Source organism: Pseudomonas sp. AC255 (assembly GCF_979258175.1).
This window is the reverse complement of record NZ_OZ409841.1, coordinates 5,201,932-5,215,481: the sequence shown is the minus strand read 5'-3', so window position 1 is coordinate 5,215,481 and position 13,550 is coordinate 5,201,932. Positions and strand designations below refer to the sequence as shown.

Genomic DNA, 13,550 nt, shown 5'->3' with positions numbered 1-13,550 from the left:
CATCTTAATTACAATCGACACTCACCGCAGCTATCGGCGACAGAGAGAGAACTAATCGTGTCCCTTCGCAAATACCAGAATCACACCCCACGCCTGAGCATCGGCGCATTCGTCGACGGTTCGGCGGTGGTGATCGGCGACGTCGAAATTGGCGCAGACAGCTCGGTCTGGCCGCTGACGGTGATCCGTGGCGACATGCACCGCATCCGCATCGGTGCGCGCACCAGCGTGCAGGACGGCTGTGTGCTGCACATCACCCACGCCGGCCCGTTCAACCCGGACGGTTTTCCCTTGCTGATCGGCGATGACGTGACCATCGCCCACAAGGTCATGCTGCACGGCTGCACCGTGGGCAGCCGCGTATTGATCGGCATGGGCAGCATCGTCATGGACGGCGCCGTGGTCGAGGACGATGTGATCATCGGCGCCGGCAGCCTGGTGCCGCCGGGCAAGCGCCTGCAGAGCGGCTTCCTGTATGTCGGCAGCCCGGTCAAGCAAGTGCGCCCGCTGACCGAAAAGGAAAACGCCTTCTTCACCTACAGCGCGGCGAATTACGTCAAGCTCAAGGACCTGCATCTGGCCGAAGGCTACGACCAGCTCTGAATCGCCCTACACCTGCTCGGGAATTTCCATGCATTACCAGACTGTACTGTTCGACCTCGATGGCACCCTGACCGACCCGCGTGAGGGCATCACCCGCTCAATTCAATTTGCCTTGGCCAATCTCGGCATCGACGAACCGGACCTGAGCAAACTGGAACACTTCATCGGCCCGCCGCTGCTGCAAGCGTTCATGCAGTTCTATGACTTCGACGAGGCCAGGGCCTGGGAAGCGGTGAATTTCTATCGCGAGCGCTTCAAGGTCACCGGCCTCTACGAGAATCGGGTGTTCGACGGAGTGACGCCGTTGCTGGAAACCTTGAGCGGGCAGGGGCGGCAGTTGTACATCGCAACGTCCAAACCGTGGGTGTTCGCCCGCGAGATCGCCCGGCACTTCGACTTCGCCCGGCATTTCAAAGTGATCTACGGCAGCGAGCTGGACGGCACGCGGACCAACAAGGTTGAGTTGATTGCGCATCTGCTTGAGGAAGAACGCCTGGACCCGGCACAGACCCTGATGATCGGTGATCGCAAGCATGACCTGATCGGCGCCCGCAGCAACGGCCTGGATGCGGCGGCGGTGGGCTATGGGTTTGGCAGCTTCGAGGAATTGAACGCCGAATCGCCGGCTTATCACTTTGAAACTTTGAATGCGTTGCATCAGGCTTTTTTGCAGCGCTGAGCAGATGGCTATCGCTGGCAAGCCAGCTCCCACAGGTTAGCGATTCTTCAGGCTCACCGCTGTCCCTGTGGGAGCTGGCTTGCCAGCGATGAGGCCCGTTCAGCCGCTGGTGGACTCAGGAACTGCCAAGGCCCTCAAAGCCGCCTTACGCTCATCAACCGGCAATCGCCCCAACCGCTCAACCTCGGCATAGAACCTCAGCCAATCCCCACCCACTTGGTTGAACAGCGCCGCAAACGCCGGCACCCACTGGTCATACAGCCCGAACGGCAACAGTCGCGCGTTGTTCAGCGGCGCATTGACCCAGGCGTCATAGCGCTTGTCCCCGCCCCACTGACTGTCGCGCATTACCCGATACTCCCGGCGCAAGCGCTCGAATTCAGCTGCTTTGCGCTCACGCATTTGCTCAACCGACAGCGGCTGCGCATAGAGCTTTTCCAGTCGTGAACGCGTGGCGAGTACCAGTTCGATGAACTGATCACGCTGCTTGAGCCTGGCATCCGACTCCGCCGGCAGCCCACGAAATAAGCGCCACTGCCGCGTGCCTTCCTGCTCGACGAAGGTGGCGAATGACTCGTTGAACTCGGTGTCGTCCTTCACATAGAACTTCTGGTGCGCCAGTTCATGAAAGATCAGCGTGGCCAATCGCTCATCGCCCCAGCCCATCATCGAATTGAGGATCGGGTCATTGAACCAGCCGAGCGTTGAGTACGCCTCGACTCCGCCGATCGACACGTCCATGCCCTGCAATCGCTGAATCGCCGCTTCGCCACGGGCGGCGCTCTGGCTGTAGTAGCCGCGATAGGCCACGCAGCCGGCGATCGGGAAGCAATGATTTTGCGGCGTGAGGGAAAACTCTGCGGTGGCGAACACGTTCCACACCACGAACGGCCGGCCGAGGTCGGCGTACAGACGATAGCTCTGGTTGTCCGGCAGGTGCAGATGCTCACTGGCGAACGTGCGGGCCTTTTGCGATTGGGTCAGATGCGCGCGCAATCTGGCGTCGCGGCTTGGGTCGGCAATGACCTTTTCCACTGGCTCCCGCGCGCGCAGCAATTGCAATTGTCCGCTGGCCAACTGGCTGTAGTAGCTGACGCTGGCGCAACCGTTGAGCAACAAAAACAACACACCCGGAAACAAAATCGGAAAAACGCGATCAAGTAACCCAAGGCTGGAAAGCGGCCTGATCAAAATAAGAAATTCCCCGGAAAGTCTGCCCAAGACTATCCCGCCTCAAGGAGCACCGCTATGCGCATGTTGATGCTGACAGGAGGCCTGCTGACGCTGGCCGGTTGTGCCGGATTCGGAATTCCCGACCCCGACCCCTCGCAAGCCTGGATCGATCTTGACGCTCGCCAACACGACACGGCGCTGCAAGCCGTACAAGTCGATGCCACCCAGGCCATCGACAAACGCTATTTCGAAGTGCAGCCCGGCAGCCATGAGCTGAAGGTGCGCTATCAATTCCCGGTCGAAGCCACCAACATCGGCCCGACTGCCGAACCGCTGTGGCGCGATTGCCAGTTGAGCGTGAAATTCAAGGATTTCAATGCCGGCCAGCGCTATCAGCTGCAGGCGGGCAGCATCGGCTTCCGGCCTTGGGCCAAGCTGTATGACGAAAAGCGCAAGGTTGTCGGTCAGGGCACACCGGCGGGCTGTCAGAGCAGTTGATCGGCGCTATGCTGGCTATTCGAATCTGCGGATATCCATCATGCGTACCTTGCTGCTGTTGCTCGTTGTCGGTCTTGTCGCCGGTTGCCAGACGCCATTGCCACCGGTTGACCCGCACATGGCCTGGGTCGACTTCTCTACGCCAAGCCCCGGCGGCAAGTTGCTGATGGCCGAGCGTCTCGATAACCAGCGCTTGAGCGACGGGCGCTTCTTTCAGGTGACGCCCGGCAGCCACGAGCTGCGGGTGCGTTTCGACTTCGAAGTGTTTGGCGGTGGTGGCAGTCTGCTCACCGGCCCGGTGGAGCGTTTGTGTTATCTGACGATCCGCTATGACCACTTCGAGGCCGGCCAGCGTTATCTCTTGGAAGGCCGCTCGCTGGCGTTTACGCCGAGCGCGCGTTTGTACAATGCCAAGCGCGAGATCGTTGCTGAAGACCGCGAGTTCCACTGCATCATCTAGCGCTTCAGCTGTCGTTTTTCTGGTAGATGATCCGTTTGGTGCCGTTCTCGCAAGAACCGACGATCATGGCTGAGTCATGCTGCTTCGCCTCCTCCGCCGTGATGATTTCCAGGGTGTACGTAGGGACCGCTTTCGCCTGAATTTTGACCTCGATTTCTTTTTTGAGCTTTTCGCAGTCCTTGGGGGCTGCGAAAGCGGAAGTGGCCAATGCACTGCAAAGGATCGCCAAGCCAATACGTTTCATCGATGAAGCTCCTTGAGGCAGCGCGCACGGGTGTGCGCTGAAGCTGCTGTCGATTATTCGACCACAATTCTGCGGAGCGGGTTCTGACTTTGCTCACACCTTGTATTAATTGCCGGCCGCTGAGCTGGTTTCGAGACTGCGTTCGCGAGCAGGCTCGCTCCCACACTGGATCCGCGACGTGCACAAATCCCCTGTGGGAGCGAGCCTGCTCGCGAAGGCGTCAGCCCGGCAAACGCCGAATCAGCTGACGAGCGAAGCCTCAAGCGTGATCTTCGCATTCAGCACCTTGGAAACCGGGCAACCTTCCTTGGCCTTGTTGCTCAGTTCTTCAAACTGCTGCTGAGTTGCGCCTGGAATCTTCGCCTTGAGAATCAGCTTTACCGCAGTGATTGCGAAGCCGCCGTCAACCTGATCGAGGGTGACTTCAGCGTTGGTGTCGATGCTGTCTGCCTTCAGGCCGGCATCGCCGAGAATCATCGAAAACGCCATGGAGAAGCAGCCGGCGTGAGCCGCGCCGATCAGTTCTTCCGGGTTGGTGCCCTTGCCGCCCTCAAAGCGCGCCTTGAAGCCGTACGGTGCTTCCCGCAGTACGCCGGTTTCGGTGGAGATCGAGCCGAGACCGGTTTTCAGATCGCCTTCCCAATGCGCCGATGCCTTTTTCACGATAGCCATGTCTGCCTCCTCAAATGTGGCGCGGAACGCCGCGCCGTCGCGGTTTTTACTAGCAAGGCTTCTGAGGATAGACGGCGGAACAAAGTTCAGCCTGGCTGAATCGTTGACTTTTTTAGTAGGAAATTTCGTCGCTGCTATTGAATCTCGGGTATATGCCCTCATTCCATAAAACACGCTTATGGATTTGGCAGGTTTTCGCTCGCAAGAAAAACCTGCCTCCCCACCCGGAGATGCAGGTTCATGAAAAAACTGTCCGACGTAAAATTTTCCACCCTCGACTTGGTGCCGGTACGCGAAAACGGCAGCGCGGCGCAATCGCTGCGCAACTCGCTGGACCTGGCGCAGCATGCCGAGAAATTCGGCTACACGCGCTTCTGGGTCGCCGAACATCACAACATGGACGGCATCGCCAGTTCGGCAACTTCGGTGTTGCTCGGTTATCTGGCCGGAGGCACGTCGACGATCCGCGTCGGTTCCGGCGGGGTAATGCTGCCCAACCATGCGCCGCTGGTGATCGCCGAGCAGTTCGGCACCCTCGAGAGCCTGTACCCGGGACGGATCGACCTGGGTCTGGGTCGCGCGCCCGGCTCTGACCAGATGACCGCCCGCGCCTTGCGCCGTGAGCGCTCGGGCAGCGCTGACGACTTCCCTGAAGACGTTTCCGAACTGATGCGCTACCTCGGTCCGCGCACTCCGGAACAACGGGTGATCGCCATGCCCGGCACCGGCACCAACGTGCCGGTCTGGCTGCTCGGCTCAAGCCTGTTCAGTGCGCAATTGGCGGGTGAGCGCGGCTTGCCTTACGCCTTCGCCTCGCACTTCGCGCCGCGCTTCATGCACGAGGCGATCCGCATCTACCGCAATCACTTCAAACCGTCGGCGGTGCTCGACAAGCCGTACGTGATGCTCGGCGTGCCGCTGGTGGCAGCGGATACCGATGAGCAAGCCGATTACCTGGCGACGTCTGTGTACCAGCGCATTCTTGCGCTGATGCGTGGCCAGAGCCTGGTGCAGCGTCCACCGGTGAAAACCATGGACGGCCTGTGGCTGCCCCATGAACGTGAAGCGGTGGGCGATTTCCTCGGTCTCGCCATGGTCGGCGGCCCGCAGAAGATCCGCGCCAAACTGGAAGTGTTGATCGAGCAGACCCAGGCGGATGAGCTGATTTTCACCAGTGATCTTTACGAACACGCCGATCGCATCCATTCCTACGAATTGCTGGCCCAAGTCATGAAGGGATAACGCGAACCCTTGTAGGAGCTGTCGAGTGCAACGAGGCTGCGATCTTTTGATTATGATTTGAAATCAAGATCAAAATATCGCAGCGTCCCGCAGCTCCTACCCGGAAAATCATCGTCCACAAAAAAGCCGACGCATCCGCGTCGGCTTTCGTATTTCAGGCGCAATCAACCTCGCTTGTAGACGATTTCCTTGCTGCCGCCTTCGCAACTGCCGACGACGTCGCCATCAGCGGCCGCACCCTTGTCGACAACTTCCAGCGAATAACCGGATACGCCTTTGGCGTCGAGCTTCGCGGCGATTTCGCTTTTCAGCTCTTCACAAGGCTTGCCGGCTGCAAACGCACCACCCGCAAGGCTCAACAAACCTACTGCCAACATGAACTTCTTCATCGGTCGCACTCCCTGGTCGGATTGAATGAGGCGGGCATCGGGTCATCCACCCGATGCGCTCACCTTGTAGCGCTTTGCCATTCCCTATGGCACTCGGCCAGCGCGCAAGTTCAGAAGACTAGCTCAAACTCAGCTGGCGGCAATCTTGAAGCCGACTTTCAGCGTTACCTGAAAGTGCGCCACCTGGCCGTTTTCGATGTGGCCACGGGTTTCGGTCACTTCAAACCATTCCAGATTGCGCAGGGTTTTGTTGGCTTCGGCCAGTGCGTTGTTGATGGCGTCTTCGATGCTGGTGGTGGACGAACCGACCAGCTCGACTTTCTTGTACGTGTGATGGTCACTCATGGCGTTCTCCTTGGGTTGGAATGGCGTATGAAATTGAGCCTAGCAGGCAATTGCACTGTTGATTTCGGCGCCTCTGCGCTGCCGAAGTTCAGAATTTCTGCACTTTCTCGAAGTGGTGAAGTCCCAACCAACACACGCCACTCATCACCAATGCAGGAGAGCCACCATGGCCAACACCTCTTTACGTAAAGCCTCGTTGCAAAGCATGGAAGCCGAGATCGAGAGTCTGCTCAAATCGTTGGAAAGCTTGAAAGACGATGCTTCGGACGAGTCGCGCAAGACCCTCAAGGCGCTGAAAAGCAATGCCGAAAGTGCATTGAAACATTCCCGTCATCTGCTCAGCGACGCGTACGAAGAAGTCAAAGTGAAAACCCGCGAGACCGGCATTGCCACTCGTGATTACGCGCAGGAACATCCTTGGACCACAGCCGGTGTGGCTGTCGGTGCAATCGGTCTGCTCGCTGCCTACTTTTTGTTCAAGCGCGGTGAGTGATCAGGCTGGCGCAGCTCGTTTTTGAGCCACTGCGCCAGTTGCCGGGCGCGCCCGTCCGCGGCGCGCTTGGGTAGCCACAACGCCAGTTGCGCCGGGGTTTCGCAGAAGCCCCATGGCGCAACCAGGCGCCCTGCCTTCAGATCTTCGATTACCAACGGCTCCGGTGCGATTGCCACGCCGAGACCTGCAACAGCCGCCTCCAGCAAATAATACAAATGCTCAAAACCTTGCCCGAGCTTCAACGCCTTGGGATCGAGGTGGTTTTGCTGTGCCCAGCTGGGCCAGGCTTGCGGGCGAGAGGTGGTGTGCAGCAAGGGCTGCTTGAGCAATTCTGCGGCAGGAGCGTCGTGCAGGTTCTGATAACCGCTGAATAACGGGCTCATCACCGGGCCGATGCGTTCCGCCGCCAGTTCATAGACCTGCATATCGGCCGGCCACGGTGGCTCGGCGAACAGCAATAGCGCATCGAGGCCCGGGCGCCGAGGGTCGAGATCGCCTTCACCGGCCGACAGGTGCAGTCGCAGATCAGGCAAATCGGCATTCAACCGCCCCAGGCGCGGAATGAACCAGCGCGCCAGCAGACTCCCCGAACAACCAAGCACGAACGGCGCATCGGCAGTGCTTTGGGTCAATTCCGCACAAACAGTGCGCAAGCGATCAAACGCCTCTGCGCTGGCATCGCGCAGACGCACGCCGGCATCTGTGAGTTTCAAGCCGCGCCCGTCCTTGACGAACAGGCTCACGCCGAGATGTTCTTCAAGCGCTTTCAGCTGGCGGCTCACAGCGCCGTGAGTGACATGCAGCTGCTCGGCAGCCTGACTGACGCTGTTCAGACGGGCGGTGGCCTCGAAGGCGCGCAAGGCATTGAGCGGGGGAAGGTCGTGGCTCATGGTATCTGTGAGTTTTCCTGACAGGTTGCGGCGATCTTATCGGTTTTCAGCCTGGAAAGTCAGGGGTAGAGTGGTCGTCATTGTCTTCTGACCGAATTCACCTGGAGCGACCCATGACCCAGACTTCGAACACCTCTGATCTGCGTAACGGCCCTGACGCCAACGGCCTGTTCGGTGCGTTCGGTGGCCGTTATGTAGCGGAAACCCTGATGCCGTTGATCCTCGACCTGGCCCGCGAATACGAAGCTGCCAAGGAAGATCCGGCATTCAAAGAAGAATTGGCCTACTTCCAGCGTGATTACGTCGGACGTCCAAGCCCGCTGTATTTCGCCGAACGCCTGACCGAGTTCTGCGGCGGCGCCAAGATCTACCTCAAGCGTGAAGAGCTGAATCACACCGGCGCGCACAAGATCAACAACTGCATCGGCCAGATCCTGCTGGCGCGGCGCATGGGCAAAAAGCGCATCATCGCCGAGACCGGCGCCGGCATGCACGGCGTGGCCACGGCCACCGTTGCTGCGCGTTTCGGTCTCGATTGCGTGATCTACATGGGCACCACCGACATCGAACGTCAGCAGGCCAACGTCTTCCGCATGAAGCTGCTGGGCGCTGAAGTCATTCCGGTGGTGGCCGGCACCGGCACCCTGAAAGACGCGATGAACGAAGCCCTGCGTGACTGGGTGACCAACGTCGACAACACCTTCTACCTGATCGGCACCGTGGCCGGCCCACACCCTTATCCAGCAATGGTCCGCGACTTCCAGGCCGTCATCGGCAAGGAAACCCGCGATCAGGTGCAGGCTCAAGAAGGTCGTCTGCCGGACAGTCTGGTGGCATGCATCGGTGGCGGTTCGAACGCCATGGGCCTGTTCCACCCGTTCCTCGATGACAAGAGCGTGGAGATCATCGGCGTCGAAGCCGCCGGTTACGGCATCGAAACCGGCAAGCACGCAGCCAGCCTGAACGGCGGTGTGCCGGGCGTGCTGCACGGTAACCGGACTTTCCTGCTGCAGGACGACGACGGCCAGATCATCGACGCCCACTCGATTTCCGCTGGCCTCGATTACCCGGGCATCGGCCCTGAACACGCCTGGTTGCACGACATCGGCCGCGTCCAGTACACCTCGGTAACCGACGACGAAGCGCTTGAAGCGTTCCACAAATGCTGTCGTCTGGAAGGGATCATTCCTGCCCTGGAAAGCGCCCACGCTCTGGCCGAAGTGTTCAAACGTGCACCGAAGCTGCCGAAGGATCACCTGATGGTGGTCAACCTCTCGGGCCGTGGCGACAAGGACATGCAAACCGTGATGCACCATATGCAACAGTCGCAGCAGGAGAAACACTGATGAGCCGCCTGCAAACCCGCTTTGCCGACCTCAAGCAACAGAACCGCGCGGCGCTGGTGACCTTCGTCACCGCTGGTGATCCTGACTACGACACTTCGCTGGCAATCCTCAAAGGCCTGCCTGCCGCAGGTGCCGATGTGATCGAGCTGGGCATGCCGTTCACCGATCCGATGGCCGATGGCCCGGCGATCCAGCTGGCCAACATTCGCGCCCTGGGCGCCAAACAGAATCTGGCGAAAACCCTGCAAATGGTGCGCGAATTCCGTGAAAGCAACAGCGACACGCCGCTGGTGTTGATGGGTTACTTCAACCCGATTCACAAATTCGGCGTCGAGCGTTTCATCGCAGAAGCCAAGGATGCCGGCGTCGATGGCCTGATCGTGGTCGACATGCCACCAGAGCACAATGAAGAACTGTGCGACCCGGCGCAGGCTGCCGGGCTGGATTTCATCCGCCTGACCACGCCGACCACCGACGACGCGCGTCTGCCGCGTGTGCTCAACGGCAGTTCCGGTTTTGTCTACTACGTGTCGGTCGCGGGTGTCACCGGCGCCGGTGCAGCGACTCTGGAACACGTGGAAGAGGCGGTTGCACGTCTGCGTCGGCATACCGACCTGCCGATCAGCATTGGCTTCGGTATCCGTACACCGGAGCAGGCTGCGGCCATCGCGCGTCTGGCTGACGGTGTGGTGGTGGGCTCGGCGTTGATCGATCACATCGCCAGTGCCGATACGCCTGAGCAGGCCATCGATGGCGTGTTGAGTCTGTGTTCGGCGCTGTCCCAAGGCGTGCGCAAGGCTCGCCTCTAAAGCCGCAGGGGAAAACAAAAAGGCTTCAGAACAGGCGTTCTGAAGCCTTTTTTGTGCTCAGGGCAATTGCAGTCCGCCCGAAGCCTTGTGCAGTTTGCGCAGATGCTCGCCAATCTGTTTCACGTTGGCCTCGCTGGCGGCAATCTCGGCGGCGCGCTTGGGTTCGAGCAGCTTGCGCACTTCAGTATCGAGGTCGCCGGACAGCGCCAGCAGCTTCTTCTGCCGCTGGCTGCTTTCCGCTTCCAGTCGGCCAAACTCGCTCGGCTGGGGCAGTCCGTAACCTTTAGAGTCGAGCAGTTCCGCCGGGCGGCTGAGGAAACCACTGTTGGCGAGAATCTCCTGCAAGGTCGCGTTGGCCTTGTCCATGCCGCCGTTTTCCAGCTCGCGGGCGCCGAGGTAACGTTGCTTGACCTCATCCTGTGCCAGCAACAACTGTCGGCGGAAACTCGCCTGCTCAAGCAGCAACAGCGCCGCGCTGGTGCGCAGGTCGGCGCGGTCGAACCATTCGCGGCGTTGCTCAGCGCTGAGTGACAGCCAGTCTTCGACAGTGGTCTGCTTGATCGGCAGCTGCTTCTTCAATACATCGAACATCGCTTGATAGCGATCGCGGAACGAGTCGAAGCGGTAACCCAGACGCAGCGCTTCTTTCGGATCGTCGAGCACACTGGTGTCGGCCAGACCACGGCCCTTGAGCACTTCCAGCAAGCCGTTGGGCATGATGCTGTCGAGGCCGACCAGTTGGCTGTTATTGCTGCCGCTGCGCAACAGTTTCAAACCCTCTACCGCGCAGTTGTTGGACAGGAAGAAATAGTTGCCGTCGTAGCTCCAGTGCATCTCGGCGGCATGTTCGACCACGCCTTCGATTTCCTCGCGAGACAGACTCAACGGCACCGAAGCGAGGCTGCGCAGCTCGGTCTTGGTGTACTCGTCGATCACCTGTGCCAGCGGCAACACGAACAGCCGCGACGGGTATTTGCCGACCAGTCCATCCCAGCTCGACAGCTGCACATCGCCAACGAAGGCGCGATAGGACAGCACCAGGTGCTGGTCAAGGTCGAGGCGGCAATCCGGACCGCGCGGGCGACCGGGGCGCAGATCACCAGGCGCAGCATGCTGTGGCCCCAGCGACTGACCCAGTTCTGATTGGCCTCGGCCAGCAGGTAATCGACCGCGTAGACCCGTTCCGGATCGACTTGTCCCAAGGGTTGCTTGGCGAAGTCATTGCCCGCATTGAGAAAGGCAAAGCTCTTGCTGCAGGTGTCCTGCGCTGGCGGCGCCCAGCCGAAATGTTCTTTGTAGTAGCGATACAGCGCCGGGCGGCGGCAGGCGTAGCTCGGGTCGAGGAGGAAGTACTCCATGTTGACCGCGACATATTCCTTGGGACTGGAAATTTCGTAGAGGTCCGGGCTGCGAGCGATCTGCCGGTTATGTTGTTCACGCTCGCCACGGCGGCCGACGTACTGTTGCCACCCGGCCAGATCGAGCAGGCGCGGATCGTCGCTGATGGTGAAGCGGCGACCGTTCTGCCCGCGACACTCATCGGGAATACCGATCAGCCCGGCGCTGTTGAAGCGTCGGGTGCAGCGCTGGATCAACGTGCGCTCGGCGCTTGGCCATAAACGCGCGCGGTCGTAGATATGCGTGATTTCGTGCAGCACTGTGGCCAGCAGTTCCTGGCGCACAGTGCCGTGGGGGCGATTGGTTTTCTCTTTCGCCGCGCTGCCATCGGTGAGAGCTGCGAGAAGCTTGCGATTCAGATCAAGTTCGGCAACCAGCGTCGCCTGCCCGTAAGCATTGGCCGGCATGTCGTCGGTCCAGCCGACATCGATACGCCGATCCAGCCGCTCGATGAAGCTCGGCGGCAGTTTCGCCATGGCCTCATCAATCAGCGCCTGACTGGCCTGTTGTTGAGCGGGGCTCAGACCCTCGGTCTTGAGCCGCAATTGCAGGCCGGCGTGGGCGCTGTTGCCAAGCAGCAACAACGCCCCGGCCAGCAGCCAGGCGCCAACGGACCTCACAGTGCGAGGATGGCTTCGGCGAGTACCTGGTCACTGGCGTCGCGCGCTTCCGGCACCCGTGTACGCAAGGTGTTGAGAGCGGCTTCGAGGTGCGCGCCACGGATGTCGCCGTTGCTGGCGACGAAACTGGCGGCGTCGTCGTGGGCTTCGCGGATGATTTTCGAGTCGCGAATCGACGTGGTGGTATCGGAGGTGAAATCGATGCTGCGCTGGGAGGCACGAACGATGATGTTACTGGTGGCTACCAGGGTGTGCGCCTGGGCCACATCGGCCAACACAAACAGGCCAAGGGCGGCAGCAATCAGCGGGCTACGCATGGAACGACTCCGGAAGGACAAGGATAACTATTGGACGAGAATTGCTTCTGCCAGTTCAAGGTCGCTGGCATGAAGTTTCGGCCGGGTTTTGCGCAGGTAATGCAGCGCGGATTCCAGCCGTGCGCCTCGCCATTCACCGTCACTGGCGACGAAGGCGGCCGCGTCATCATGGGCGGCGAGCAGCAGTTTACGGTCGAACGGCGCAGAAGACACCATGCTGGTGGCGTAACCGCTGACAACCGTACCTTGGGTCGATGCATTGAAAGCATCGAAGGCGTTGGCAGACATCGCCCAGCAGGCGGTGAATAGAGTAGAAGAGATGAGCAAAGTTGGAAGAAAGCGCATGGGACTCGACAACTGTTAGCGAGCCTGAAGGCTAGCGCAAATGCCCGGGCCAGAGCCAGCGTTGAAACATCGGGACACGGCTGGCGTGTCCCGCAATACCGCAAGCGATCAGAGCGTCAGAATGGCCTGAGCCAATTGGGCATCGGTGGCATTGAGTTGTGGCGCCTGATGGCGGATGTGATCGAGCGCGCTTTCCAGCTTCACCCCACGGATATCGCCTTCGCTGGCCACGAAGCTGGCGGCATCGTCGCGGGCGGCGAGGACGATCTTGTCGTCACGGAACGAGGAGGTCACATCGGAAGTGGCGTCGGAAGTGGCTTTCAGCGCGCCGACGATCGAGTCGGTGGTGACGATGAAACTGGTAGCACTGGCGTTGGCAGCCACGGCCAGCAGGGCGGCGGCACTGAGCAGGCGAAGACGGGTCATGATGTAACTCCTTTGGATAAACCGTAGTGAGAGGTGGCTCGGTATCTGAGGAGTCAGACGCCTGTTGCGCAACGTTCGCCACGTTCTGCATGGATATTAGGCTGCCAAATCCGGTTCGCCCAGTGGTGGCCAGTGATACTCCAAAGGTTCTGCATAACTGTACTGGTGTTACCTGAGGCTTTCGTAAATTGTACCTGTTCTCGTTCAGTTATGCGTTTTAGAGCATTCAAGGCCCTGAAACGACAAAACCCGTCGTGGCTGCCCACGACGGGTTTTGCTTGTGCAATTCGGGTTGCTGGCGGTGGGTCTGACGACCAGAGCCAGCGACGCTGCTTAGCGCCAGAACGGCTTGCTCAGCTCTTCGTAGCGTTGTGCTTCGCTGATACCGGCGTCGGCCAGCAGACGCGAATCCAGACGGGCCAGTTGGTGGCGGCTGGAGATGCGGCGCTGCCACAACATCAGGTTGGAGATAACGCGCAGAGGCAGGGAAGCCTGGGTGTTTACAGCTTTGTCTTCGAAGAACAGTTCGGAACTGAGTGTACGTTCCATGGTTGACATCCTTCCGCTTGTGGCGGGATCAGGTAGTGGTTTGACTGGTGCC

At 60.0% G+C, this 13,550-nt stretch carries 18 protein-coding genes and 1 pseudogene; 8 read left to right on the top strand and 11 right to left on the bottom strand.

The annotated features are described in order from the left end of the window. Positions 1-57: 57 nt before the first annotated feature. Positions 58-603 (top strand): gamma carbonic anhydrase family protein, encoded by a 546-nt coding sequence (locus ACZZ0K_RS23455; protein ID WP_258707412.1) that lies wholly within the window; start codon positions 58-60, stop codon positions 601-603. Between the two features lie 28 nt (positions 604-631). Continuing rightward, on the top strand, positions 632-1,282 hold the full coding sequence (locus tag ACZZ0K_RS23450) for an HAD family hydrolase (protein ID WP_073470769.1): 651 nt from the start codon (positions 632-634) through the stop codon (positions 1,280-1,282). A gap of 99 nt (positions 1,283-1,381) precedes the next feature. Here the strand turns inward: ACZZ0K_RS23450 and ACZZ0K_RS23445 are convergent, their stop codons facing one another. Next, the gene (locus tag ACZZ0K_RS23445) at positions 1,382-2,473 is read right to left on the bottom strand and encodes an aminopeptidase (protein ID WP_252879190.1); all 1,092 of its coding nucleotides are present in this window, start codon (positions 2,471-2,473) and stop codon (positions 1,382-1,384) included. A gap of 57 nt (positions 2,474-2,530) precedes the next feature. On the opposite strand from ACZZ0K_RS23445, the gene ACZZ0K_RS23440 reads away from it, so the two are divergent. After that, complete coding sequence (locus ACZZ0K_RS23440) at positions 2,531-2,953, top strand: PA0061/PA0062 family lipoprotein (protein WP_258707413.1); 423 nt, start codon at positions 2,531-2,533, stop codon at positions 2,951-2,953. 40 nt (positions 2,954-2,993) lie between these two features. Next, positions 2,994-3,413 carry a PA0061/PA0062 family lipoprotein gene (locus ACZZ0K_RS23435; RefSeq protein WP_150743242.1) on the top strand — a complete coding sequence of 140 codons (420 nt, stop codon included), beginning with the start codon at positions 2,994-2,996 and terminating at the stop codon, positions 3,411-3,413. Between the two features lie 4 nt (positions 3,414-3,417). On the opposite strand, the gene ACZZ0K_RS23430 is transcribed toward ACZZ0K_RS23435, so the two are convergent. Beyond that, the gene (locus tag ACZZ0K_RS23430; RefSeq protein WP_252879192.1) at positions 3,418-3,657 is read right to left on the bottom strand and encodes a DUF1161 domain-containing protein; all 240 of its coding nucleotides are present in this window, start codon (positions 3,655-3,657) and stop codon (positions 3,418-3,420) included. A 240-nt stretch (positions 3,658-3,897) separates the two neighbouring features. Continuing rightward, positions 3,898-4,329: an OsmC family protein gene (locus ACZZ0K_RS23425; RefSeq protein ID WP_016772308.1), complete on the bottom strand. Its 432-nt coding sequence runs from the start codon at positions 4,327-4,329 to the stop codon at positions 3,898-3,900. A 240-nt stretch (positions 4,330-4,569) separates the two neighbouring features. Between ACZZ0K_RS23425 and ACZZ0K_RS23420 the strand changes: the two genes are divergently transcribed. Continuing rightward, positions 4,570-5,571 (top strand): LLM class flavin-dependent oxidoreductase, encoded by a 1,002-nt coding sequence (locus ACZZ0K_RS23420; protein ID WP_150637340.1) that lies wholly within the window; start codon positions 4,570-4,572, stop codon positions 5,569-5,571. A gap of 164 nt (positions 5,572-5,735) precedes the next feature. On the opposite strand, the gene ACZZ0K_RS23415 is transcribed toward ACZZ0K_RS23420, so the two are convergent. Beyond that, positions 5,736-5,960 (bottom strand): DUF1161 domain-containing protein, encoded by a 225-nt coding sequence (locus tag ACZZ0K_RS23415; protein ID WP_016772306.1) that lies wholly within the window; start codon positions 5,958-5,960, stop codon positions 5,736-5,738. A gap of 129 nt (positions 5,961-6,089) precedes the next feature. Next, on the bottom strand, positions 6,090-6,305 hold the full coding sequence (locus ACZZ0K_RS23410; protein ID WP_016772305.1) for a dodecin: 216 nt from the start codon (positions 6,303-6,305) through the stop codon (positions 6,090-6,092). Between the two features lie 166 nt (positions 6,306-6,471). Between ACZZ0K_RS23410 and ACZZ0K_RS23405 the strand changes: the two genes are divergently transcribed. Continuing rightward, entirely contained in the window at positions 6,472-6,798 is a 327-nt protein-coding gene (locus ACZZ0K_RS23405) for an ElaB/YgaM/YqjD family protein (RefSeq protein ID WP_039757078.1), read from the top strand. Here the strand turns inward: ACZZ0K_RS23405 and ACZZ0K_RS23400 are convergent. Then, complete coding sequence (locus ACZZ0K_RS23400) at positions 6,771-7,688, bottom strand: LysR family transcriptional regulator (protein WP_258707414.1); 918 nt, start codon at positions 7,686-7,688, stop codon at positions 6,771-6,773. The two genes, ACZZ0K_RS23405 and ACZZ0K_RS23400, sit on opposite strands and share 28 nt — an antisense overlap. A 113-nt stretch (positions 7,689-7,801) precedes the next feature. On the opposite strand from ACZZ0K_RS23400, the gene trpB reads away from it, so the two are divergent. Both trpB and trpA read left to right on the top strand, forming a co-directional pair. Further along, the gene (gene trpB / locus ACZZ0K_RS23395) at positions 7,802-9,034 is read left to right on the top strand and encodes a tryptophan synthase subunit beta (RefSeq protein WP_463559446.1); all 1,233 of its coding nucleotides are present in this window, start codon (positions 7,802-7,804) and stop codon (positions 9,032-9,034) included. Beyond that, on the top strand, positions 9,034-9,843 hold the full coding sequence (gene trpA, locus ACZZ0K_RS23390; protein ID WP_258707415.1) for a tryptophan synthase subunit alpha: 810 nt from the start codon (positions 9,034-9,036) through the stop codon (positions 9,841-9,843). The genes trpB and trpA overlap by 1 nt, the downstream gene beginning before the upstream one ends. A 57-nt stretch (positions 9,844-9,900) precedes the next feature. Here the strand turns inward: trpA and ACZZ0K_RS23385 are convergent. From ACZZ0K_RS23385 to ACZZ0K_RS23365, 5 genes and pseudogenes are all read right to left on the bottom strand, one after another. Continuing rightward, positions 9,901-11,861, bottom strand: a pseudogene (locus ACZZ0K_RS23385) (DUF7844 domain-containing protein). Next, the gene (locus tag ACZZ0K_RS23380; protein ID WP_041476450.1) at positions 11,858-12,178 is read right to left on the bottom strand and encodes a DUF2388 domain-containing protein; all 321 of its coding nucleotides are present in this window, start codon (positions 12,176-12,178) and stop codon (positions 11,858-11,860) included. The pseudogene ACZZ0K_RS23385 and the gene ACZZ0K_RS23380 overlap by 4 nt, the downstream one beginning before the upstream one ends. A gap of 27 nt (positions 12,179-12,205) precedes the next feature. Continuing rightward, positions 12,206-12,523, bottom strand: a complete 318-nt coding sequence (locus ACZZ0K_RS23375; protein WP_095182269.1) for a DUF2388 domain-containing protein — start codon at positions 12,521-12,523, stop codon at positions 12,206-12,208. Positions 12,524-12,631: 108 nt separating this feature from the next. Then, on the bottom strand, positions 12,632-12,949 hold the full coding sequence (locus ACZZ0K_RS23370) for a DUF2388 domain-containing protein (RefSeq protein WP_016772298.1): 318 nt from the start codon (positions 12,947-12,949) through the stop codon (positions 12,632-12,634). A 333-nt stretch (positions 12,950-13,282) separates the two neighbouring features. Then, a complete protein-coding gene (locus tag ACZZ0K_RS23365) occupies positions 13,283-13,498 on the bottom strand; it encodes a DUF1127 domain-containing protein (RefSeq protein ID WP_258707417.1) in 216 nt (71 codons plus the stop codon). Between the last annotated feature and the right edge of the window lie 52 nt (positions 13,499-13,550).

Excerpts from the sequence above, each read along its gene's own strand:
- ACZZ0K_RS23450 (WP_073470769.1), top strand. The coding sequence starts at position 632 with ATGCATTACCAGACTGTACTGTTCGACCTCGATGGCACCCTGACCGAC.
- ACZZ0K_RS23440 (WP_258707413.1), top strand. The coding sequence starts at position 2,531 with ATGCGCATGTTGATGCTGACAGGAGGCCTGCTGACGCTGGCCGGTTGT.
- ACZZ0K_RS23435 (WP_150743242.1), top strand. The coding sequence starts at position 2,994 with ATGCGTACCTTGCTGCTGTTGCTCGTTGTCGGTCTTGTCGCCGGTTGC.
- ACZZ0K_RS23430 (WP_252879192.1), bottom strand. The coding sequence starts at position 3,657 with ATGAAACGTATTGGCTTGGCGATCCTTTGCAGTGCATTGGCCACTTCC.
- ACZZ0K_RS23425 (WP_016772308.1), bottom strand. The coding sequence starts at position 4,329 with ATGGCTATCGTGAAAAAGGCATCGGCGCATTGGGAAGGCGATCTGAAA.
- ACZZ0K_RS23420 (WP_150637340.1), top strand. The coding sequence starts at position 4,570 with ATGAAAAAACTGTCCGACGTAAAATTTTCCACCCTCGACTTGGTGCCG.
- ACZZ0K_RS23415 (WP_016772306.1), bottom strand. The coding sequence starts at position 5,960 with ATGAAGAAGTTCATGTTGGCAGTAGGTTTGTTGAGCCTTGCGGGTGGT.
- ACZZ0K_RS23410 (WP_016772305.1), bottom strand. The coding sequence starts at position 6,305 with ATGAGTGACCATCACACGTACAAGAAAGTCGAGCTGGTCGGTTCGTCC.
- ACZZ0K_RS23405 (WP_039757078.1), top strand. The coding sequence starts at position 6,472 with ATGGCCAACACCTCTTTACGTAAAGCCTCGTTGCAAAGCATGGAAGCC.
- ACZZ0K_RS23400 (WP_258707414.1), bottom strand. The coding sequence starts at position 7,688 with ATGAGCCACGACCTTCCCCCGCTCAATGCCTTGCGCGCCTTCGAGGCC.
- trpB (WP_463559446.1), top strand. The coding sequence starts at position 7,802 with ATGACCCAGACTTCGAACACCTCTGATCTGCGTAACGGCCCTGACGCC.
- trpA (WP_258707415.1), top strand. The coding sequence starts at position 9,034 with ATGAGCCGCCTGCAAACCCGCTTTGCCGACCTCAAGCAACAGAACCGC.
- ACZZ0K_RS23380 (WP_041476450.1), bottom strand. The coding sequence starts at position 12,178 with ATGCGTAGCCCGCTGATTGCTGCCGCCCTTGGCCTGTTTGTGTTGGCC.
- ACZZ0K_RS23375 (WP_095182269.1), bottom strand. The coding sequence starts at position 12,523 with ATGCGCTTTCTTCCAACTTTGCTCATCTCTTCTACTCTATTCACCGCC.
- ACZZ0K_RS23370 (WP_016772298.1), bottom strand. The coding sequence starts at position 12,949 with ATGACCCGTCTTCGCCTGCTCAGTGCCGCCGCCCTGCTGGCCGTGGCT.
- ACZZ0K_RS23365 (WP_258707417.1), bottom strand. The coding sequence starts at position 13,498 with ATGGAACGTACACTCAGTTCCGAACTGTTCTTCGAAGACAAAGCTGTA.